Origin of the sequence: Tropicimonas sp. S265A, assembly GCF_049800835.1 — a bacterium.
GTDB lineage: Bacteria > Pseudomonadota > Alphaproteobacteria > Rhodobacterales > Rhodobacteraceae > Dinoroseobacter.
Genome location: NZ_JBNAFU010000002.1, coordinates 435,216 through 456,081, shown reverse-complemented (window position 1 = coordinate 456,081; position 20,866 = coordinate 435,216). Strand labels below are relative to the sequence as shown.

26 protein-coding genes and 1 tRNA gene are annotated in these 20,866 nt (G+C 61.4%); 15 read left to right on the top strand and 12 right to left on the bottom strand.

What is annotated here, in order from left to right; genetic code table 11:
• On the top strand, positions 1-759 hold the full coding sequence (locus ACP15N_RS10000; RefSeq protein ID WP_425092098.1) for an adenosylcobinamide-GDP ribazoletransferase: 759 nt from the start codon (positions 1-3) through the stop codon (positions 757-759).
• A gap of 49 nt (positions 760-808) precedes the next feature.
• Here the strand turns inward: ACP15N_RS10000 and ACP15N_RS09995 are convergent, their stop codons facing one another.
• The 5 genes from ACP15N_RS09995 to ACP15N_RS09975 form a co-directional block, all read right to left on the bottom strand.
• Positions 809-1,321: a CarD family transcriptional regulator gene (locus tag ACP15N_RS09995; RefSeq protein WP_425092097.1), complete on the bottom strand. Its 513-nt coding sequence runs from the start codon at positions 1,319-1,321 to the stop codon at positions 809-811.
• A 255-nt stretch (positions 1,322-1,576) separates the two neighbouring features.
• The gene (gene fdxA / locus ACP15N_RS09990; RefSeq protein WP_425092096.1) at positions 1,577-1,915 is read right to left on the bottom strand and encodes a ferredoxin FdxA; all 339 of its coding nucleotides are present in this window, start codon (positions 1,913-1,915) and stop codon (positions 1,577-1,579) included.
• A gap of 50 nt (positions 1,916-1,965) precedes the next feature.
• Positions 1,966-2,337, bottom strand: a complete 372-nt coding sequence (locus tag ACP15N_RS09985) for an RNA-binding S4 domain-containing protein (RefSeq protein WP_425092095.1) — start codon at positions 2,335-2,337, stop codon at positions 1,966-1,968.
• The gene (locus tag ACP15N_RS09980; protein WP_425092094.1) at positions 2,338-5,193 is read right to left on the bottom strand and encodes a helicase-related protein; all 2,856 of its coding nucleotides are present in this window, start codon (positions 5,191-5,193) and stop codon (positions 2,338-2,340) included.
• A gap of 27 nt (positions 5,194-5,220) precedes the next feature.
• Positions 5,221-5,775, bottom strand: coding sequence for a tetratricopeptide repeat protein (locus tag ACP15N_RS09975; RefSeq protein WP_425092093.1), 555 nt, complete (start codon positions 5,773-5,775; stop codon positions 5,221-5,223).
• Positions 5,776-5,841: 66 nt separating this feature from the next.
• Here ACP15N_RS09975 and ACP15N_RS09970 point away from each other — a divergent pair, with 66 nt between their 5' ends.
• Together ACP15N_RS09970 and ACP15N_RS09965 are read left to right on the top strand one after the other, a co-directional pair.
• On the top strand, positions 5,842-6,129 hold the full coding sequence (locus tag ACP15N_RS09970) for an SCP2 sterol-binding domain-containing protein (RefSeq protein WP_425092092.1): 288 nt from the start codon (positions 5,842-5,844) through the stop codon (positions 6,127-6,129).
• Positions 6,130-6,141: 12 nt separating this feature from the next.
• Positions 6,142-7,098: an alpha/beta fold hydrolase gene (locus tag ACP15N_RS09965; RefSeq protein WP_425092091.1), complete on the top strand. Its 957-nt coding sequence runs from the start codon at positions 6,142-6,144 to the stop codon at positions 7,096-7,098.
• An 11-nt stretch (positions 7,099-7,109) separates the two neighbouring features.
• Here the strand turns inward: ACP15N_RS09965 and ACP15N_RS09960 are convergent.
• Together ACP15N_RS09960 and ACP15N_RS09955 are read right to left on the bottom strand one after the other, a co-directional pair.
• A tRNA-His gene (locus ACP15N_RS09960) sits at positions 7,110-7,186 on the bottom strand.
• Between the two features lie 75 nt (positions 7,187-7,261).
• Positions 7,262-7,747: an N-acetyltransferase family protein gene (locus ACP15N_RS09955; RefSeq protein WP_425092090.1), complete on the bottom strand. Its 486-nt coding sequence runs from the start codon at positions 7,745-7,747 to the stop codon at positions 7,262-7,264.
• Positions 7,748-7,847: 100 nt separating this feature from the next.
• Here ACP15N_RS09955 and ACP15N_RS09950 point away from each other — a divergent pair, with 100 nt between their 5' ends.
• The 10 genes from ACP15N_RS09950 to ACP15N_RS09905 all read left to right on the top strand — a co-directional run bounded on the left by ACP15N_RS09950 (position 7,848) and on the right by ACP15N_RS09905 (position 16,746).
• The gene (locus ACP15N_RS09950; protein ID WP_425092089.1) at positions 7,848-8,033 is read left to right on the top strand and encodes a DUF6324 family protein; all 186 of its coding nucleotides are present in this window, start codon (positions 7,848-7,850) and stop codon (positions 8,031-8,033) included.
• 92 nt (positions 8,034-8,125) lie between these two features.
• Positions 8,126-8,908: an ArsR/SmtB family transcription factor gene (locus ACP15N_RS09945; RefSeq protein WP_425092088.1), complete on the top strand. Its 783-nt coding sequence runs from the start codon at positions 8,126-8,128 to the stop codon at positions 8,906-8,908.
• 99 nt (positions 8,909-9,007) lie between these two features.
• A complete protein-coding gene (locus ACP15N_RS09940; protein ID WP_425092087.1) occupies positions 9,008-10,318 on the top strand; it encodes a DUF3300 domain-containing protein in 1,311 nt (436 codons plus the stop codon).
• 4 nt (positions 10,319-10,322) lie between these two features.
• Positions 10,323-11,219 (top strand): DUF2950 family protein, encoded by an 897-nt coding sequence (locus tag ACP15N_RS09935; RefSeq protein WP_425092086.1) that lies wholly within the window; start codon positions 10,323-10,325, stop codon positions 11,217-11,219.
• An 85-nt stretch (positions 11,220-11,304) separates the two neighbouring features.
• Positions 11,305-11,766 carry a hypothetical protein gene (locus ACP15N_RS09930; protein ID WP_425092085.1) on the top strand — a complete coding sequence of 154 codons (462 nt, stop codon included), beginning with the start codon at positions 11,305-11,307 and terminating at the stop codon, positions 11,764-11,766.
• A gap of 136 nt (positions 11,767-11,902) precedes the next feature.
• Entirely contained in the window at positions 11,903-13,888 is a 1,986-nt protein-coding gene (gene thrS / locus ACP15N_RS09925) for a threonine--tRNA ligase (protein WP_425092084.1), read from the top strand.
• A 322-nt stretch (positions 13,889-14,210) separates the two neighbouring features.
• On the top strand, positions 14,211-14,498 hold the full coding sequence (locus ACP15N_RS09920) for a DUF2282 domain-containing protein (protein ID WP_425092083.1): 288 nt from the start codon (positions 14,211-14,213) through the stop codon (positions 14,496-14,498).
• A gap of 78 nt (positions 14,499-14,576) precedes the next feature.
• Entirely contained in the window at positions 14,577-15,431 is an 855-nt protein-coding gene (locus ACP15N_RS09915) for a DUF692 domain-containing protein (protein WP_425092082.1), read from the top strand.
• The gene (locus tag ACP15N_RS09910) at positions 15,428-16,183 is read left to right on the top strand and encodes a putative DNA-binding domain-containing protein (protein ID WP_425092081.1); all 756 of its coding nucleotides are present in this window, start codon (positions 15,428-15,430) and stop codon (positions 16,181-16,183) included. The genes ACP15N_RS09915 and ACP15N_RS09910 overlap by 4 nt, the downstream gene beginning before the upstream one ends.
• A complete protein-coding gene (locus ACP15N_RS09905) occupies positions 16,180-16,746 on the top strand; it encodes a DoxX family protein (protein ID WP_425092080.1) in 567 nt (188 codons plus the stop codon). The genes ACP15N_RS09910 and ACP15N_RS09905 overlap by 4 nt, the downstream gene beginning before the upstream one ends.
• Here the strand turns inward: ACP15N_RS09905 and ACP15N_RS09900 are convergent.
• A complete protein-coding gene (locus tag ACP15N_RS09900) occupies positions 16,704-17,015 on the bottom strand; it encodes an arsenate reductase family protein (protein ID WP_425092079.1) in 312 nt (103 codons plus the stop codon). The two genes, ACP15N_RS09905 and ACP15N_RS09900, sit on opposite strands and share 43 nt — an antisense overlap.
• Positions 17,016-17,233: 218 nt before the next feature.
• Here ACP15N_RS09900 and ACP15N_RS09895 point away from each other — a divergent pair, with 218 nt between their 5' ends.
• Positions 17,234-17,443: a cold-shock protein gene (locus ACP15N_RS09895; RefSeq protein WP_425092078.1), complete on the top strand. Its 210-nt coding sequence runs from the start codon at positions 17,234-17,236 to the stop codon at positions 17,441-17,443.
• A gap of 184 nt (positions 17,444-17,627) precedes the next feature.
• On the opposite strand, the gene thyX is transcribed toward ACP15N_RS09895, so the two are convergent.
• Positions 17,628-18,548 carry an FAD-dependent thymidylate synthase gene (thyX, locus tag ACP15N_RS09890; protein WP_425092122.1) on the bottom strand — a complete coding sequence of 307 codons (921 nt, stop codon included), beginning with the start codon at positions 18,546-18,548 and terminating at the stop codon, positions 17,628-17,630.
• A 285-nt stretch (positions 18,549-18,833) separates the two neighbouring features.
• Between thyX and ACP15N_RS09885 the strand changes: the two genes are divergently transcribed.
• A complete protein-coding gene (locus tag ACP15N_RS09885) occupies positions 18,834-19,262 on the top strand; it encodes a VOC family protein (RefSeq protein WP_425092077.1) in 429 nt (142 codons plus the stop codon).
• Between the two features lie 306 nt (positions 19,263-19,568).
• Here ACP15N_RS09885 and ACP15N_RS09880 read toward each other — a convergent pair whose 3' ends face one another.
• The 3 genes from ACP15N_RS09880 to ACP15N_RS09870 all read right to left on the bottom strand — a co-directional run bounded on the left by ACP15N_RS09880 (position 19,569) and on the right by ACP15N_RS09870 (position 20,856).
• Complete coding sequence (locus ACP15N_RS09880) at positions 19,569-20,066, bottom strand: MarR family winged helix-turn-helix transcriptional regulator (RefSeq protein WP_425092076.1); 498 nt, start codon at positions 20,064-20,066, stop codon at positions 19,569-19,571.
• Between the two features lie 92 nt (positions 20,067-20,158).
• Positions 20,159-20,452, bottom strand: coding sequence for a succinate dehydrogenase assembly factor 2 (locus ACP15N_RS09875; RefSeq protein ID WP_425092075.1), 294 nt, complete (start codon positions 20,450-20,452; stop codon positions 20,159-20,161).
• Positions 20,449-20,856, bottom strand: a complete 408-nt coding sequence (locus tag ACP15N_RS09870; protein WP_425092074.1) for a helix-turn-helix domain-containing protein — start codon at positions 20,854-20,856, stop codon at positions 20,449-20,451. The genes ACP15N_RS09875 and ACP15N_RS09870 overlap by 4 nt, the downstream gene beginning before the upstream one ends.
• Positions 20,857-20,866 lie beyond the last annotated feature (10 nt).

Genomic DNA, 20,866 nt, shown 5'->3' with positions numbered 1-20,866 from the left:
ATGCGCGCGCTTTTCACAGACCTTCTTGCCAGCCTGAGCTTGTTGAGCCGCTTGCCCGTGCCGGTCGATCACGCGCAAACGGGAACGCGCAGCGCACGGGCGGCGTGGGCGTGGCCGATGGCCGGAGCGGTGCTGGCAACACTTGCCGCTCTGCCCGGACTTGCCCTGGCCAGTCTGGGTGTCGCCACACCGCTGGCGGCCGGGATGAGCCTTGCAACACTGATAATGATCACAGGCGCCATGCACGAAGACGGATTGGCCGATACAGCGGACGGGCTGTGGGGCGGGTGGGATCCGGCCCGTCGGCTGGAGATCATGAAGGACAGCCGTGTTGGCGTTTACGGCGTCCTCGCCCTTGTTCTCGCAACCGGTTTGCGTTGGACCGCGCTGACCATATTGCTGTCGGGTGGCGCAGTCACCTTCATCACGAGCATGGTCGCGGCTGCGGCGGTGTCGCGCGCGGCAATGGCCGGCGTGATGAATGCCTTGCCGCACGCCCGTCCAGATGGGTTGTCGGCTCATGTCGGCACGGTGCCTGTCAGCGCGGCGCGCGGCGCGCTCCTTCTGGCAGGGTTCATCGCGCTCTGCACTGGCCTGCCTGCCGGGCTTGCGGCTGCACTGGCTGTGCTGCTGGTGAGCCTGGGCGTTGCACGCATCGCCAAGGCAAAGATAGGAGGCCAGACCGGCGACATTCTGGGCGCCGTCCAGCAAAGCGCCGAAATCACCGCCCTGATCGCTTTGGCGACTGTCCTGACATGAAAAAAGCCGCTCCCCCGTGGGAAGCGGCCTTTCTAGGATCTGGTGCGGATCAGGCCGCGCGGGAGATCAGAACGTCGTCGATCTTTTTCTGCGCGTCGCCTTCTTCGGAGCCACCGACAGCCGCAATTTCGCGGGTCAGCCGCTCAAGCGCAGCTTCATAGAGCTGCCGCTCGGAATAGCTCTGCTCGCGCTGGTCGTCGTTGCGGTGCAGGTCGCGCACGACCTCGGCAATGGCGATCAGATCACCGGAATTGATCTTCTGTTCGTATTCCTGTGCGCGGCGGGACCACATGGCACGCTTCACGCGGGCTTTGCCCTTGAGCACATCCATCGCCTTGGACACGACGTCCGGGCTGGACAGCGTGCGCATACCGACTTCGGTTGCCTTATTGGTTGGCACCCGCAGGGTCATCTTGTCTTTTTCGAAGGAGATGACGAACAGCTCAAGCGCAATTCCGGCGATTTCCTGCTCCTCGATCGAGACGATCTGGCCAACACCATGGGCCGGATAGACCACGTATTCGTTGGGGCGGAACTCGTTGGATTTGGTCGCTTTGCTCATGCAGCTTTCTCCATTTAGGGGACAGACAGTCCAAACGCCGCAAGGAACGGCGCGCGAAGCAGTTTCTCTGACTGTAGCGCTAAAAAAAACGCGTCAGAACTAAGCTGAGGCGCTTGGATGGATTGTCTCTCCACGTCATTTGTAACGAGAGTATATCAAAAAAAAGGCGGTTTGAGAAGCGATTCGCCCGATTCAAAGCGTAAGCCTTCCGAGCATCACACTTTTTCGGACCGTCACACGCGGTTGCGGGCGGGTTTAGCCGCCCTCGCCCGGAGCTTCGGAGAAATACTTCTCCATCTTTCCCGGCTCTCCATCGCGCTCTTCCGCGTCAGGCAACTGGTCTTTCTTGGTGATGATGACCGGCCAGGCTTCGGAATACTTGCGATTGAACTCGACCCACTTCTCCATGTCCGGTTCCGTGTCAGGCCGAATGGCGTCTGCCGGACATTCCGGCTCACACACACCACAGTCGATGCATTCGTCGGGATGGATGACAAGCATGTTCTCACCTTCGTAAAAACAATCGACCGGGCACACTTCGACACAGTCGGTGTACTTACAGGCGATGCAATTGTCGGTGACCACATACGTCATGGCGAACTGTTCCCTTGATGCTGCGATTGCATCTACGCGCGGACGTGGGATCATTCAAGCGGGGTGGCGCGGGTTTTGTCCAAAGCGCGACGATCTTTCTTGGTCGGACGCTTCCCGACTCGCTCCGTCGTCTGCGACCCCGAGGGCGCGGACGGGGGCGCTACGTCTGTATAAAGCGCTTGTGCCTCCGGGGCGGGGCCGCGCCGCTTGCCCGGCGCCTCGATACGAATGACACGAATCTCGCGCCCTTGCGCAAAAGTCAGAACATCCCCGGTCGCCACCGGCGCCGCAGGCTTGGCGACACGTGTTCCGTTCACACGTACGCCCCCTGCGGACACAGTCTTGGCCGCCAGGCTGCGCGTTTTGAAGAAGCGCGCAAACCAGAGCCATTTATCGAGCCGTTGGCGCGTATCCTCGGTCAATCAGGATTTATCCTTGAGCCCCATCAGCGCCGCCGCAAACGGGTTGTCGGGGTCGATCCGATCCTTCTTGCGATCGGGCCGCGCCTGATAGGTCTTGGGGCCCTTGTCGCGCGCGTCGCGATTGCCACCCTTGCGGCCTTTGCCTTGGGGCTTGCCGCCGGGTTTTCCCTGCGCCTTGCCTTGCGGACGCTTGCCGCGCTGTGCACCGCCCTCGCGGCGGGGCTTCGGCGCCCAGCGGAAAGTATAAAATACCTCAACCTCCGCCGCAGGATCCGCATCGGGTGCGGGCGCATCGGACTGCGATGGCACTTCGACCGGAGGCTCGGCGGGCGTCTCGGTCGGGGGCTCGACCGGCATTTCCTGCGGCGGTGTCTCAGGCGTTTCACTTGGTGTTTCCGCAGGAGCTTCTGACGGAGGATCAGCAGGCACTTCTGCTGGCGTCTCCGGATCGCCGGCAGCGCTGGCGGGCACGGCAGGTTTGACCTTTGGCCGCTCACCGCGTTCGCCGGCATAGCCGAGCCCCTGCATCAGGTCCACGAACTGTTCCAGCGTCATGCCGGTGATCGACAGCATGTCTGCCGTCGCCTCGAACCCGCTACGGGTGTCCTGGGCGCGCAGCATATCCGCCAGTCGCTCCAGCATGTCGATCCGGATTGCGCGGGTTCCTGCCGCACGATAGCCCGACGCTGTGTAGACATCCTGCCCGATCCCCTCGATCACCGGAATGGTGACGAGGCCGGGCGGAGGTGATTCAGGGAACACATCCTTGCCCTGGTAAAGCGAGGACAGAACCAACCGCAGACGGGTTGGGGCGGGCTTCAAGAGCAGGGGCAGAAAGATCGTGAACTGTCCGAACCGCACGCCGTGCTTCCGCAGCAATCCGCGTGCGTCCTGATCCAGCGCCTTGACGTCCTGCGCGACAGCCCCGCGCGGGATAACCCCCAGCGCCTCCACCAGTTGGTAGGCAAAACCGCGTGTCAGGCCGGTCAGGCTTTCGTCGCGGCTCATGGCCAGCAGCGGTTCGAACAGGGCGGCGACCTTTCGGTCAATGAAGTGCTGCAACCGGCGTTCGACCTTCTGCGCCACGTCCGCGCCCGCCTCGTCATCGACAAACGCCTGCACACCGGGTTTCATCGGGTCGGCCCCCTTGACCAGCTTGCCGACAGCCTGATCACCCCACATCAACCCACCCTGTTCGGTGAAATCGATCTCGGTATCGGGCGCATTGTAGAACCGGTCGGCGCGCAGGTGAAATTCCGGCGCAAGCGCTGCGAGCGATGCCGCGCGGACTGTCTTGGCTTCTTCCGGTGTCGTGGTCTTGTCCTGGCGAAAGCGGAACCCTTCTAGACGGCCGATCATCTCCCCTTCGACCGTCACTTCACCCTTGTCGTTCACGTCAGCCACCAGGCTCTCCTTCTGTTTCAACCGGCGCAAAAGAACAGAGGTGCGCCGGTCGACAAATCGTTGTGTCAGGCGCTCGTGCAGAGCGTCCGACAAGCGGTCTTCTATAGCGCGGGTTTCGCCACGCCAATGCGTTTCATTCTGAACCCACCCCGAGCGCTGCGCGCAATAGGTCCACGTACGGATATAGGCCAAGCGTTTCGACAATGTGTCAATGTCGCCATCTGTCCGGTCAATGCGCGCAACCTGACGGGCGAACCACGGCTCCGGCACCTGCCCCTCGTCATGGATAAACCCGAACATCCGCTCCAGCAGGCCCGCGTGCTCCTCGGCCGAGATGCCACGAAAATCCGGAACCCGGCAGATATCCCACAGAAGCATCACATCGCGCGCATCCGAAAGCCGCGCAGCCACCTCTGCCTGCGCCGAAAGGCGCTTGAGCGCGGCCAGATCGTCGGCCTCACGGGCCCGGGCCAGCCAGTCATCCTGCGGCGCGGCCTCCAGCGAGGCGATGAGACGGTCTATGCGCGAGAACTGCAATTCATGATTGCGCCACTGCAACTTACGGATCGGGGTGAACCGGGATTGCTCGATCGCGTCGACCACTTCGTCGTCCAGAACGGGGGCCTCCCCGGTCACGCCGAACGTGCCGGGTGTCATGTAGCGCCCGGCCCGGCCCGCGATCTGGGCCAACTCGTTCGGCGCCAGTGGGCGCATACGTCGACCATCAAACTTGGTGGTCGCAGAAAACGCGACATGGTTGACGTCGAGGTTCAGTCCCATCCCGATCGCATCCGTTGCGACCAGAAAATCCACATCGCCGTTCTGATAGAGATCCACTTGCGCATTGCGCGTGCGCGGGCTGAGCGCCCCCATTACAACCGCACAGCCACCCTTTTGGCGGCGGATCAGTTCCGCCATGGCGTAAACCGAATCAACCGAGAACCCGACAATGGCCGACCGTGGCTTCATCCGGCTGATCTTTTTCGCCCCAGTATAGGACAGGTCCGAGAACCGCTCGCGCCGCATGAATTGCGCCCGAGGGACAAGCGCGGCTATGGCCGGACGCATGGTTTCGGCCCCCAGAAACAGGGTCTCGTGCAGCCCGCGCGCGCGCAGCAGCCGGTTGGTGAAGACATGGCCGCGCTCGGGATCGGCGCATAGCTGGATCTCGTCAATCGCAACGAAATCGGCGCCGATTTCCTGTGGCATCGCCTCCACGGTGCAGACCCAGTACTGCACGCGCTCGGGCACGATCCGCTCTTCCCCGGTCACAAGTGCAACCACTGACGGCCCACGCAGCGCGACGATGCGGTCGTACACCTCGCGCGCCAGCAGACGCAGAGGCAACCCGATAACGCCCGTTCGATGCGCCAGCATCCGTTCGATCGCGTAATGGGTTTTGCCTGTGTTCGTCGGGCCGAGGACCGCCGCAATCCGGCCTGCGTCTCGCATCATCCACCGCCTCGAAGGGCGCGCTGTTTACAGCGCTTCGCCCTCCTGCTCCTGTTCCAACCGCTCTACCGCCTCGTTTATATTGGGTCGGTGGGGATGTATAGCTTGCGCGGCGCGGTAAGCCTCCAGCGCGAATTCGGAATAACCCAGCTCGTCCATCATGAGCCCCAATCCGGACAGGGCCCCGAAATGCTTGGGGTTCAGCGATAGCGCGATGCGGATATCCTGGATCGAGGGACCATACATATCCGCGAGGTAATAGGCCGTCGCGCGGGCGTTCCAGCCTTCGGCAAACTCGGGCGCGTGATCGGTCAGCGCTGTCAGATGCTCGATCGCGACATCGTAGTCTTCGGCCTCCATCGCGTCGCGCCCGCGGGTCAGCAAAAGGTCGATCGAGGGCGACCCGGATCGCGACCATGCTTCGTAGATGCGCTGTTCCACTGCCTCCCAGTTCGACAGGTCGGGGTCGGACAACCGCTCCAGCAACTCGTCGACCTCGGCGCTTTGGGCAAAAGCACCCGACGTCACAATCAGAAGTGCCGCAAAGGCAGCGTTGAGGCGTTGTATATTCTTGAGCAACATGGGCAGGATGGTAACGCAAGCGTCGGAAAAAGCGAGACCCGGCGCATCACATTAAGGGAGACGGGTGTGAGCACCGTGATTGACAAGGCCGTAGAGGTCCTGAGCGAAAAGATGTCCGGCGGTTTCGATGGAACGGTCAAGTTCGTGATCGAGGACGAAGGCGCGATAATGATCGACAGTGACGGTGTGCGCGCCGGCGATGAAGAGGCCGAATGCACCCTGACCGCGAGCGCGGACACGTTTCAGGGCATCATGTCCGGGGAGGTCAATCCGACAGCTGCGTTCATGAGCGGGCAGCTCAAGCTGGATGGCGATATGGGCACCGCCATGAAGCTCGGCGCGGTTCTGAGCTGAGGCCTCTCCCGCGTGCTGCCCTCCGCCCCCTACCGTCATGATCTGGCCGAGGGGCCGGAGCCTGCACGTGCGGTCTGGGTCGACACAAGCGATGGGTTGCGGCTGCGCGTGGGGTTTTTCGAGACCGGCAACCGCGGCACCGTCCTGATCTTTCCCGGTCGGACCGAAGCGGTCGAAAAATACGGGCGTCTCGCCATACACTTCGCCGGGATGGGGTATTCCAGCGTCGCGATCGACTGGCGCGGTCAGGGATTTGCCGACCGCATCCTCGCCAACCCGCTGATCGGCCATGTCGATCATTTTCACGACTACCAGCATGATGTGGAGGCGGTGGTCGCCGCCGTCCGCGCAGCCGGGATGCCGACACCCTACTACCTTCTTGCGCATTCGATGGGGGGCGCAATCGGCCTTCGGGCCTTGTTGCGCGGTCTTGATGTGCGGGCAGCCGTGTTTACCGGGCCGATGTGGGGCGTGAACCTGCCGATCTGGGCACGCCCGGTGGCCGGACTGATCGGGTCGGGCGCGCGGGTTCTGAACCTGCATGACCGCCTTGCGCCCACGACCGGGGCCAAGCCGTACATTCTGGCCACCCCTTTCGAAGAAAACCTTCTGACCCGTGCACGCGATGGGCTGGACTACATGGTGCGGCAGGTGCGCGAGGAACCCAGGATTGCGCTGGCCGGCCCAAGCATCGGCTGGGTCCACGCCGCCTACAGGGAAGCCCGGGATCTGGCGCGACAGGCCAGTCCCGATCTGCCGTGCCTGACGATCATGGGCGAGAATGAACGCGTGGTTCGCCAGGATGCCATTCGCGACCGGATCAAGGCGTGGGCCGGTGCCGAACTGATTGAAGTTCCGGAGGGCGAGCACGAGGTTCTGATGGAAGGCCCTGAAAAACTCGAGCCGCTTCTCAATCGCATGGAAGACTTCTTTGATCAGCACAGCCCGCCGGTGCGCGCGCGTCGATAAGCGGTGGGGGATGGTACCACCTCCCCGGCTCGAACGGGGGACCTCCTGATCCACAATCAGGCGCTCTAACCAACTGAGCTAAGGCGGCACGCTGCGGGGGTTTATCGTCGGCCCATGCCAAATGCAAGAGACGCCTCGACCCCACCCATGAACTTTTTACGCCTTAAACCGCGCGCCGCCAAGCCTGTTCCACAAGGCTTTGCCCGAAATTCTCAACCGCACGCGCCTCGGTCAATTCGAACCCGGCCTTGGCATAGAGCCTGCCAGCCGCAGCGTGGCGATCATAGGTCCGAACCAGCATCTGATGCATGCCTGCCGCTCGCGCGTGCTGCAAGGCCGCCTCCAGCATGGCGCGCCCAAGCCCGGTGCCACGTTGCGCGGGCTCAAGCCAGAACAGGCGAATTTGCGCAATGTGCTTCTCCGGTCCTCGGGTGCAAAAAAGGCTTCCGACCGACTTGGACGCCACAACCGGAATGAAGGCGCGCTCGGACTTCGGATCACGCCCGTCAAAGAAATCGTTCAGCGCACGCTCGACCACGCCGGCAAAGCTGCCATCGAACCCGGCCTCTGCGCGGTAGAGGGCATCGTGACGTGCGACCAGCCAGGGTATGTCAGCGCGCGTTGCATCGCGGAAAATGTGGTCTTGCATGACCGCATCAGCACGAAGCCCGGCCCGCAAGTCAACCACAGCGCCGCTTGCGTCCCATTGCGGGGCGTTTTAAATGCCTGCGCCAGCCGAGGAGTCCCTGATGAGCATCAACAAAGAAAGCGACGTCGCCGCAAACCTGCAGATCGGCCCGACCTCTCTGGGGATGGTGCGAATCTATATCGAGGCTGAGGGCATCGACCTGCCGCTCGATTTCGATCCGGACGAAGCGGAAGAGATCGCCGAAGAGATCAAGGCTGCCGCCGCCCGCGCACGTAAGGTCAAGTAAACGCCTGAAAAACCGCACGCACCGCGCGCATTCAGGTCGCACAACATGTTACCATATAGACACGTGACTATTTATTCACGTATAGTCTTCGTATGGATGCGATTTTCAAAGCCCTCAATGATCCAACCCGACGCGCCCTTCTGGACAGCCTGCGCCAGAAGGACGGTCAGTCGCTGCAAGAACTCGAAGACACGGTCGAGATGACACGCTTCGGCGTGATGAAGCATCTCAAGCTGCTCGAAGAGGCCGGCCTTGTCGTGCCGGTGAAGAAGGGGCGGTTCAAGTATCATTACCTGAACGCCGTCCCCTTGCAGGAAGTCATCGACCGCTGGATCGATCCGTTTCTCGCCAAACCCGCCGCACGCGGTGTTTTGAATTTGAAAAGCAAACTTGAAGGACCTCGCAAGATGCTCGATTTCGCCTCAACCAAACCGGACTTCGTGTCCCAGACTTTCATTCTGTGCACGCAGGACGCCCTGTGGCACGCTCTCGTCGATCAGGACGAAGCCACGAAGTTCCACTTCCTTGCCACCGCCGCCGAAGGATCGCTCGGAGCAGAGGGCGCGACCATGTCCTACACCGGACCGAGCGGCAATTTGATGCTGAACATGCATGTCGAGCGGATCACACCCAAATCGGAAATCGTGATGACTTTCGCCCCATTCTTCAGCGGGTCCGAAGAGCCGACCTCCACCTGCCGGTACCTGGTTAGCGCCGAAGCGGATCAATGCTGTCTCACGATCGAGCATTACAACATCCCGCCGGGCCACGAGAATGTCGCCAATGGCTGGTCGCGCATCGCTGCGGGATTGAAATCGTACCTGGAAACGGGCAAGCCGGCACGCTTCCCTATGCCGATGCCCGCCTCCGCTTGACCAGCTAGGCGCTACCCGCCCAGTTCAGACCGGTGCGCATTGTGTTTGGAAACTCCGCTTTTTGTCGTAACGTCGACGCTGCAACCTGGGGAGGAATGAATGCGCACCTGTTTTTCTGCGGTCCTTGCGACGATATTGGCGGTTGGTCTCAGTAGCGTGCACGCGCAAGAGGCCGCAGCCCCCGTGGACGCGCCCGCCCCAGAGGCCGCAGCAGAAGACGCCGCGTTGCTGACGCAAGCGGAGTTGGAAACGCTCATGGCCCCGGTCGCGCTGTATCCCGATACATTGCTGATCCAGATCCTCGTCGCGGCGACCTACCCGCTCGATATCGTCAAGGCTGACCGGTTCGTCACGGCAAATGCCGAAAGCGACCCGGACACGCTGCAAACCTCTCTTGAAGCCGAAGGATGGGATCCCAGCGTCACCGTGCTCGCAACCGCATTTCCCGATGTTCTGGCTGATATGGCTGTGCACGTTGAATGGACCGATGCCGTCGGAACCGCGATGCTTGCGCAAAGCGAGGATGTCTTGAACGCAGTTCAGGTCTTGCGGAACCAGGCAATCGAAACCGGAGCCCTGATAAGCGGCGAAGCGCAGACGGTCGAGACCGACGCCGAAGACAATGTCGTGATCACGCCCGCCGACCCTGAGGTGGTCTACGTTCCGCAATACGACCCTGCCGTCGTATACGACAATTCCCTGTCCGATGCGCTTGTCACCAGTGCGCTGGTCTTCACGTCGTTCGTTGTGATCGACGCGATTTTCGATGACGACGATGACTGGAACAACTACTGGGGCTGCCGCAATTGTGGCGGCTGGGGTGGAGGCCCGATCTATCGAAATCCCGATATCGACATCGATGTCGATGGAAATGTGAACATCGGCAATCGCGTGGATCTCGGCGACAGGACAAGTGTCGGCGACATCGGATGGAAACCTGATCCCTCGCGCGAGAAAGACGCCCGAGACAAGATTGCCGCGCGACGTGGCGATACGGGCGCAACGCAACTCCCGATAGACAAACCTTCAAGTCGCCCTGCCGCCTCGCGCGGCGACGCCCTGCGCAATGATCTGGCGGCACGCTCGGGGGCAGCCGATATAAGCCGGCCCACCAACCGGGCCTCCCTGCCCCAGATCGACCGCCCATCCGGCGGGTCAGCCGGACGCCTGCCACAGGTTGAGCGCCCCTCGACCCGGCCGAGTGCGGACAAGGCTGCCGCAATCAAGAAAACCGCGAACCGGCCTGCCGCCGCCGAGAAACCCGCGGTCAAGAAACCCGCAACCAAAAAGGTCGCTGCAAAAAAGAAAGTCGCTCCGCAAAAGTCCGCGATCAAGCAGCGTGGCGGATCGAACAAGGCGCGGGCCGCCGCCAATCGAGGCAAGGCCGGCAAACTGAAAGCGCGGAGGTAACACCATGGTCCGGAAAACTGTCCTTGCCTGTCTGCTCGGCGCGGTGGCATCGCCCGCCGCTTGGGCCGACCCTGCAACCTACGCCACACCACAAGAGGCGTTGGAGGCGTTCGCCGCGGCGCTGGTGGCCCCCGGAACCGACGCACTGCTTGAGGTGTTTGGGCCAGACGCTGCGGACGTTCTATCGACGGGGAATCCCGTCGAAGACCGGCTGAACCGGACAGGGATCATTGCACTGGTCGCTGAAGGCTACCGAATGATCCCGGAAGCCGATGGCGCGGTAACACTTGCGCTCGGGGCGGATGGCTGGCCGTTCCCGATCCCGGTCGCACGCGGCGAAGCCGGATGGAGCTTTGACATAGACGCAGGCCGGCTTGAAATCGAGGCGCGCGAGATTGGTCATAATGAACTGGATGTCATCGCGTTGATGGATGCGTATGTCGACGTACAGGCCGCATTCAGGCTCACCGATCATGATGGCGACGGTGTGATGGAATTCGCGGGCAGTATCATCTCATCCGAAGAAGCGCGTGATGGGTTGTTCTGGCCCGGCCCCGGAAGCCCGCTTGGCGCGCTCTTCGCCCGTGCGGCGCTGTCGGGCTACAGCGACGGCGAAACCGACCACGCACCGGACCCCTTCTCCGGGTATTACTTTCGCATTCTGGACGCCCAGGGCCCGAACGCCCCGGGTGGTGCACTGGATTATCGGGTCGGTGGAAACATGGTCGCCGGGCATGCCCTGCTGGCGGTGCCCGCGACATATGCCGAAACCGGTGTGCACAGCTTCATGGTGTCGGAAAATGGCGTCATCCTCGAAGCCGATCTGGGTGAAGACAGCCTGACAATCGCCGACGCAATTACCGTCTATGACCCCGGCCCGGAGTGGAGTCCGGTCGATTGACCTTGCGCGCACCGGGGGGTCCCCACGCGAACGTGCGTGGTGCCCGCGCGGCTTTCGGGTTAAGGTTATCTCAACGGAGTAAATCGTGACCCGACCCTTGGCCTTCCCAATGCTGCGTACCGCAATGCTGACCATAGTCCTTGTGGCGGGCCTCGGTTCGGTGGCATTTGCCGAGCCGGTGGCCGCGAATACGCCTGGCAAGTCCGTCAAGCTTTCCAAAACACTGACCGCAAGGTTCGTGACGCAGAGCACGATCCCCTCGACCCAGGCTGCCACCAATGTCGTCATGGGCCGACTACCGCAGGTGGAGTCATCGCAAGCGGACCCGTTTGCGCAGTCCGCCGATGCGGCCGGCAATGCACTCGTCGTGGTTGCCACTTCGCCCAAGCCAAAGGCGCAAAAGACGTCCCACAAGAAGCGCTACAAGAAACGCACCAAACGCGTCTATTCTTCCAGCGGGTATCGTCACACCCATCGCCGCACGCCTCGACATGCCAGCAGTTGGCACATCAATCCGCGCCGGGGCGGCACCTTCAGCGGCCACTGAACGGGCGCTTGCGTCACAGTTGCCGCCGATCGCACACCCGATATTGACACCCGACGCGTGACGCGCGATGCCACCTGCACTTCATCACCCGCAACCGGGCGCTTCGTAGGCGCCAAACCGACGAGGAGAGCCTGACATGGCCGACATTTCCCTCACCTTTCCTGATGGCAACGCACGGTCCTTCGCAGCCGGTATCACCCCTGCCGAAGTGGCCGCTGGCATTTCCAACTCGCTCGCCAAGAAAGCGATCTCCGCGACCGTGAACGGCGCGCATTGGGATCTGCAATGGCCAATCGAAGAAGACGCCTCCATCGCGATCCACACACTGAAAGATGACGCGCAGGCGCTGGAGCTGATCCGGCACGATTGCGCGCACATCATGGCGCGTGCGGTCCAGGCGATCTGGCCGGATGTGAAAGTGACCATTGGCCCGGTGATCGAGCACGGGTTCTATTACGACTTCGACCGTGCAGAGCCATTCACGCCCGAGGATCTCGGCCAGATCGAGGCCAAGATGAAGGAGATCATCAACGCCCGGGATGCTGTGCGTACCGAGGTGTGGGAGCGCCCCCGCGCCATCGCCCATTACGAAGCGAATGGCGAGCCCTACAAGGTCGAGTTGATCGAGGCGATCCCCGGCGACGAACCGCTCCGCATGTACTGGCACGGCGACTGGCAGGACCTTTGCCGCGGTCCGCATTTGCAGCACACCGGTCAGGTTCCGGCAGACGCGTTCAAGTTGATGAACGTGGCCGGCGCGTACTGGCGCGGCGACAGCAGCCGATCAATGTTGCAGCGCATCTACGGCGTCGCGTTCAAGAACCGCGAAGACCTGCGCAAGCATCTGAACATGCTGGAGGAAGCCGCCAAACGCGATCACCGCAAACTGGGCCGCGAGATGAACCTGTTCCACATGCAGGAAGAGGCCCCCGGGCAGGTTTTCTGGCATCCCAACGGATGGACCGTTTACACCGCGTTGCAGGACTACATGCGCCGAAAACAGCGCGCCGGTGGATACCAGGAAATCAACACACCGCAGGTCGTCGACCGGAAGTTGTGGGAAGCCTCTGGCCATTGGGAAAAATACCAGCATCACATGTTCTTGGTCGAGGTCGACGAAAGCCGGGATGGCGAAAACGATGACGCAGGCGCGCGCAACCGTGAACAGACCCGCATCAACGCCCTCAAGCCGATGAACTGCCCCTGCCATGTGCAGGTGTTCAACCAGGGGCTCAAGAGCTACAGGGATCTTCCTCTGCGGCTGGCGGAATTCGGGTCCTGCGCGCGTTTCGAACCCTCCGGAGCGCTGCACGGGATCATGCGTGTGCGCGGCTTCACGCAAGACGATGCGCACATATTCTGCACCGAAGAACAAATTCAGCAAGAATGCGCCCGCTTCATCGATTTTCTCGCCGACATCTACCGCGAACTGGGCTTTCCGGAGTTTGAGATCAAGTTTGCCACGCGCCCGGAAAAGCGGGTCGGCACGGACGAAAGCTGGGACTATGTGGAAGGCGCGCTTGAGAATGCCATCAAGGCCGTTGGCCGCAACTACACGCTGGAGCCGGGCGACGGCGCCTTTTATGGTCCCAAGCTCGATTTCTACCTGACCGACGCGATTGGCCGGGTCTGGCAATGTGGCACCTTCCAGGTCGACCCGAACCTGCCGGAGCGGTTGGACGCCAGCTACATCGCCGCGGATGGGGCGAAGCACCGCCCGTACATGCTGCACCGCGCATGCCTTGGATCATTCGAGAGGTTCATCGGAATCCTGATCGAAAACTGGGAAGGCAAACTGCCCTTGTGGTTGGCCCCGCGGCAGGTGGTGGTGGCTTCGATCGTATCGGAAGCCGACGACTACGTGCAGGAGACGGTGGCGGCGCTGCAAAAGGCCGGGCTGCGGGCCGAGGCAGACACGCGCAATGAAAAGATCAACTACAAGGTGCGCGAACACTCGCTTGGCAAGGTGCCCTACATCCTCGCGGTCGGCCGCAAAGAGGTCGAAGACAAAACTGTTACCGTGCGCAAGCTGGGTGAGAAACAGACACAGGTCGTTGCTCTGGAGGACTTGATCGCGGATCTTGCGCACCAGGCGACGCCGCCGGACCTGCGCGCGGACTGAAACGCCAGTTCTGATCTGAAACAATTGAGAACGCGGGGGTGACTCCGCGTTTTTCATGTTTCCATCATGTTTCAGCTGCGGCGCAGCATCTCGCAGAACTCGCACGCAAACGGCAAGATTCCTCCCAAAGCCCCACGCAAGCGTGAGAAATACCGGGTACGTGCCGAAAGTTCTGTAACATTGTTTCGCTAAGCGCACACACGCGTGACCCACGCGGCCGTGAGTGGCGAGCGGCCCGCCGCTTGTCTTACATTCAGCCCATCGCAACACAGCGTGCCCCGAACCCCTCGGGGCGGAAATTACCAACCAAAGGATGCAAACCATGTCGAAATCCATCACTGCTTTCGCTCTCGCCGGTGCTGTCGCCGCCGCAATCTCCGGCCACGCAACGACTGCCGCGGCGCAAGCACAGGAAAAGTGCTTTGGCGTGAGCCTTGCTGGCGAAAACGATTGCGCGGCTGGCCCGGGCACGACCTGTGCCGGAACCTCGACCGTCGACTATCAGGGCAACGCTTGGACCCTTGTCCCGGCGGGCACCTGCGAAACAATGGAACTGCCCGGCGACCGCATGGGCTCGCTCGAAGAACTGGACCGCGACCTGCCGGCATAACGCATTCCGGCGCACACCGCCCGGGCCTGCGCGTGTCGCGGGTCCGGGCCCCTGCCTACGTCTGAGAACGAATTTGCCATGCTTGACCAAGCCGCCCTTTCCGCCCTGCCCGCACGTCCCGGCGTAGGTTACAAGGCCCAGCATTTTCGCGACATCACCACCAACCCCGGCCCGGTTGCCTGGCTGGAAATCCACGCAGAGAATTACATGGGGGCCGGTGGCCGCCCGATCGCACAACTTCGCGCGCTTGCCGAACGGTTTCCAATCTCCGTCCACGGGGTCGGCCTGTCCATCGGCGGCGAGGCCCCGCTCGACCAAGACCACCTCGACCGCCTGAAGCATCTCGTCGGCTGGCTGAACCCGGCCAGTTTTTCTGAGCACCTTGCCTGGTCGACGCATGATGTCGGGTTTCTGAATGATCTGCTGCCGCTGCCCTACACCGAAACCACTCTGGCCCGTGTCGCGTCCCATATCGATCAGGTTCAGGACGTGCTTGGCCGCCGGATGCTGCTTGAAAACCCGTCAACCTACGTGGCTTTCACCGAAACCGAGATGTCCGAGATTGCGTTTCTGACGGAGCTTGCCGCGCGCACCGGCTGCGGGCTGCTGCTCGATGTGAACAATGTGTTTGTCTCCTGCACCAACCAGAAAATGGACCCGGTCGCGTATATCGATGCCTTCCCGGTCGCATCTGTGGGCGAAATCCACCTAGGCGGTCATGACGAGGATGCCGACGAATTCGGCGCGCCCTTGCTGATCGACAGCCACGGAACCGAGGTCATTGATCCTGTCTGGGCGCTCTACGAACACACGATCCGCCGCGCCGGACCAAAACCGACCCTGATCGAATGGGACACGGATGTGCCGGACTGGCCCGTTCTGGCCGCCGAAGCCGCCCGCGCCGACGCAGTATTGGCAGAGCTGGTTCAATGAGCCAAAGCCTGTTCACCACCGCGCTGTTACAGCCCGATGCGCCGGTACCTGCGGGCATTGTTGACCCCGATGGCCGCGTGTCCGTCAAACGGTTCAACGTCTATCGCAACAATGTGGTGGCCTCCCTGACCGACGCACTCGCACAGGCCTTCCCGGCGGTTGCCAGTCTCGTCGGGGATCAGTTTTTCGGCGCCATGGCACAGGTCTATTTGCGGAAGCACCCGCCCAAGACGCCGGTGATGGCGCAATACGGCGCGGCGTTTCCCGCGTTTCTCGAATCCTTCGAGCCGGTTGCGCATCTTGGCTATCTGCCAGATGTCGCGCGCTTGGAAATCCTGATCCGCGAAAGCTATCACGCGGCCGATCATACCCCACTGGATCCCAACGTTTTGGGCAAGATCCCCCCCGAGGACCTCGGCGCACTGCCCCTGCCGCTTGCGCCATCCGCACGCCTGATGGCATCGCGGTGGCCTGTTGCCGCGATCTGGACGCGGACGCTGACCGCCGCTGCCACGCACCTGCCCGACGCAGGCCAGGACATTGTGGTGGCACGCGCTGAATACGATCCGGCACCGGTGGTGTTGCCGACCGGGGCCCATTCCTTTTTCACAGCTCTCGCCGAGGGCCGGTCGCTGGCGGATGCCACGGCTGCGGCCAAAACCGTGTACCCGTCGTTCGACCCAACCGAGGCATTGCAGCTTGCCTTTGCACATCGCCTCTTTACAGCCCCTTCCCCGGAGACCTCCCCATGATTGCCCTTTACTACCGCCTGACCGACCTGCTTGAACGCCTCGGTGACTGGTTGATGCCAACCCTAGCCCGGCTCGTTTTTGCCGGTGTTCTCTTCACATACTACTGGAATTCCGCCACGACGAAGCTCGGCGACGGCTTTTTCGGACTGTTCAATCCATCCTTCGGTGCCTATGCGCAAATCTTTCCAAAGACGATGGAGGCGTTGGGCTACGACGCATCCCTTCTGGGTTTCCACCATTGGGCGATCGTTGTGTCCGGCACCATCGCGGAATTCGTGCTGCCGGTGCTGATCGTTATTGGCCTTGCGACCCGTCCCGCCGCGCTTGCCATGATCGGTTTTGTCGTCGTCCAGAGCCTTGTTGATATCAACGGTCACGGATTGGCTGCCGCAGATATCGGCACATGGTTCGACAAGAACCCATCCGCGCTGATCGTCGACCAGCGCGCCTTCTGGGTGTTCACTTTGGGATACCTCGTGCTCCGCGGGGCTGGCCCGATCTCTGTCGACGCGATTGTCCGTCAGAGCAGCCGCGCCTTCACATCCGAGCCCCAGCCAAGATAAAGCGCGCCTGTCGCGTCCTCGATGACGGGACGCTTCATGACAGTCGGATGCCGTTCAAGCAGTTGCTTGGGCGGCATTTCGCGTTCCGCCTCTGTCAGTCCACGCCATGTGGTCGATCTGCGATTGACCAGCGCCTCTCCGAACGCAGCCAGGAACTGGTCGATCTGATCCGGGTTCAACGGCTCCGCGCGGATGTCCTGCATGGCGGCATTTAACCCCTTTGCTGCCTTGCGGCAGGTGTCGCAGGTCTTCAGTCCGTAGATGCGCATTTTTTCCTCATACCTGTATGCCAGCGGGCCCAAGCCTGCGTTTGTGCGGTTGTCACAGTTTTTTTTCTGGACTTGGCCCGACCGCGACCCAACCTTTTTGGTGTGATACAAGACTTCTGACGTCCGCCCAACCCTCGGGCTCCCGGTGACTGCGTGGAAGGCCTCGTTCACACGCAGGCCGCTTGCGCGGCAAAACATTATGAAAGGGAGACGCGGACATGCCTACCGGCACCGTGAAATGGTTCAATACAACCAAAGGCTACGGCTTTATTGCGCCTGACGAAGGCGGCAAGGACGTTTTTGTGCATATTTCGGCTGTGGAACGCGCCGGTCTCACCGGCCTCGCGGACAACACCAAGGTGACCTATGAATTGCGCGAGGGCCGCGACGGGCGGGCGTCGGCGGTCGAGCTTCAGGTCAACGGCTGATCCAACACCTGGCAAACGGCGCAAAAAACGCCCAGAGGGGTTCTCTGGGCGTTCTCTGTGAGTGGTCATATTGGCCGCGTAACAACCTCGCGGTCGTAGAGCTGAAACCTAAGTAACAGAAGCGTGACATCGGCTAACAGGGGCAATTCGGTGTCGTTGACGCTACGTCATGCGCACCAGGACGCTACGCGCCCCAGTCTGCGACAAACTCTCGCCATTCACCTTTGCTCATACCGGAGTTTTCCTGCGTGACGACTTCCCCGGCGAGGCGGCGACGCAAGCATTCCGCGCCTTTGGCGCTAACCTGAACGGCCCCCATGCGGTAATCTTCGAACGCCGCGTAGGCCGCAGGCACCCAGTCCTTGACCATCTCGCAAATCGCGTCGGCATAGACGCGGATTTCGTACTGCGCATGTGGGTCCGCGCGAAGGCGCAGAAAGTGGAACAGATTGTGAAGGTCAACCTTCCAGTACCACTGTGTGTAGATGTTGGCGGGCAAATTCATGCGGGCCAGTTCGCGCGCCAGTCCCTGCTGACCATCCTGGCTGAGCATCTCTTCGTAGTGATCGTAGGCCCGGGTACTATCGTCTTTGAGAATACGCAGCACGCGTTCAGCTTCCGCACCCTGTAGCACGTCGCCCCGACCCTGATTGTTGGTCGTGGATTGCGCTGCAAGATGCTCGGGGGCGGGTATATAGAACTCGCGGTCGAGGATCGAATACCGCGCGGAGTATTCATTGACGTTCGCGGTGCGGTGCCGGATCCACTGGCGCGCAACGAACACCGGCAGTTTCACGTGCAGTTTCAACTCACACATCTCAAACGGAGTGGAGTGCCAATGCCGCATCAGGTACCGGATCAACCCGCTGTCATCCCGAGCTTTCTTGGTACCGGCCCCGTAGCTGACCCGGGCCGCCTGAACGATCGCCGCGTCATCCCCCATATAGTCCACGACCCGGACAAACCCGTTGTCCAGTACCTTGCGCGGCAGATAAAGGTGTTTCTCCATTCCGGGTGAGACCGCGCGCAGCGTGGGCTGCGGATCCGCGCGGAGTTGGGCAATTTCATCCTCTGGCGAAGTAAGATTGGAAATGTCATTTGGCATTTGGGTCATCTCGGCCTCATTCACTTGCCGTCAACGGCGACTATATATGGTAGGCTAACCCAAGTTCCCCACCACAGGAAGTGGGCGATGCGCGATTGAGCGGAATTTTCTGTGGATAACGCAGGGATCACGCGCCCTGGCGGCGTTGCCCGCACAACGGCTATGGGCTACCTACGGTTTAACTGGGGCACTGCGCCATCGCGCTGATCCAATTCCAGTCGCCTATCGGTATGGCAACAGGTCGACCTGCGGGACACGCCGGTTTCAGACAAGCAGGGGGAACACATGGGCATTGAATACTATCACGTGATGCAGCGGGCCAAGGATCTGGACAAGACGATCAGGTTCTACGAGCTGCTCGGACTGACAGAACGACGCCGTTACGACAGTGAGGCGGGACGGTTCACGAACGTGTTCATGTCGCCCGACGGCACTGCGGAGGGCAATATTGAACTGACCTACAATTGGGACGAGGACCCCGGACTTCCCTCTGATGGTCGCCACTTTGGCCACATCGCCTTCATCGTCGATGATATCTACGGGCTCTGCCAACACCTGATGGACAATGGCGTGACCATCAATCGCCCCCCGCGCGATGGTCACATGGCCTTCGTCCGCTCCCCAGATAACATTTCGGTCGAATTGCTCCAGAAAGGCGACAGTCTGGCGCCACAGGAGCCCTGGCTTTCCATGGAGAATACAGGCCATTGGTGACCCGCCTGCCGTGACGACCGGCGCCGGTTCGCGCCCGGTGCCGCGCAGGCGCAACGCATCGATCCAGGGGGACACGACGGGCCGGTGTGACCCGTGAAGCGAGTCTAGCCGCGCGCCGCGACGGCACGATGCGCCGGGGTCCGGGCAGATTTGGGAAGTTTCAGTGAAAGTGTCACACGCCGTTTACGAGGCGGCACCAGACTTGTGCCGACGGCCCACAACACCGTTCCGAGCACGATGGCGCCCAACACGACCACGCCATGCGATTGCATAAATTGAACCATTGGAAAGCCCTTCCCAGTTCCTTCAATAAATATATCGGATCTGATCGCCCCAATAGCGTTCCACACGGCGAAGCATGGAATTGGCGATCTCTAGACCGTCTGCGTCAACAATGGACTTATTATGCAGACCTTGTGCGTGGCGCGCAAACAATTCTGAAACAGTTTCACGAACATGGCGGCCCTTTTCCGTCAGCCGTACCCGCACGGAGCGGCGGTCGATCTCGCACCGCTGGTGGTGCATGTAGCCCATATCGACCAATTTTTTAAGGTTGTATGACACGTTCGAGCCTTGATAGTACCCGCGCGACTTCAACTCGCCTGCGGTCACCTCATTCTCGCCGATATTGTACAAAAGCAACGCTTGCACGGCGTTGATCTCCAGCAATCCGACCCGCTCGAACTCGTCCTTGATCACGTCGAGCAGCAAACGGTGCAGACGTTCCACAAGTGCAAGCGAGTCCAGATAGCCAGACAAAATCCCGACATCAGGCTTCGCATCCAGGTTTGTCTGTACTGTCATGGGCGGCCTCCGCTGAGCTCGTTGTGCGGATGACCGTCGGCGATAAGTTAGAACAATCCGTTAATGCCGCCTGAAAAATACATCAAAAAACGTCAGCGCCCGGCGAGCTTTGCAATCAGGAGCGCGTGCGCCTCGGGTACCGGAGCTTGCCCGGACACCCATTGATAAAGGTCCTGATCGTTCTCTTTCAGAAGCCGATCGAACGCATCCAGATCCTCATCGCTCATTTCGGCCAGATGCGCATCCGCGTAACCGCCAAGGATCAGGTCCATCTCCTTGATGCCGCGCCGCCAAGAGCGGATCTTCAGTCGTTTGATGCGGGTCTCGCGCGGCTCGTCTTCCGGCACGCGGTCCAGATCAGCTTCTGACAATCTGTAGTCGGTCATTCCGGTTTCTCCATCGCGCTTCGCAGGCGTTTTTCCAGCAGGGCCATTTCGCCATTGATCCGCGACAGCTCCGCGCGCAGCATTCTCAGATCCGTGAGCACGTCAAATAACGGATCAGTTCCTCCCGTTCCAGCCCCGACCGGGCCCGCTTCGGGTGCACCGTCTTCCGAGGCGTCTCCCGACAGCAACCACCCGAGAGAGACATTCAACATCCCCGCCAGCATCTGCACACGGTTCGCGCGCGGTTCGGCAACGTCATTCTCCCACCCGCGCAGTGTCGCGATCTTGACCCCAAGCCGCCGCGACAGTTGCGACTGGCTCAGCCCCGCGGCCTCACGCGCGGTGGCAAGCCGATCTCCGAAGGTGGCAACATCATCAGAATACCAATTCACGTCCGCGCCCATCGGGTCGCTC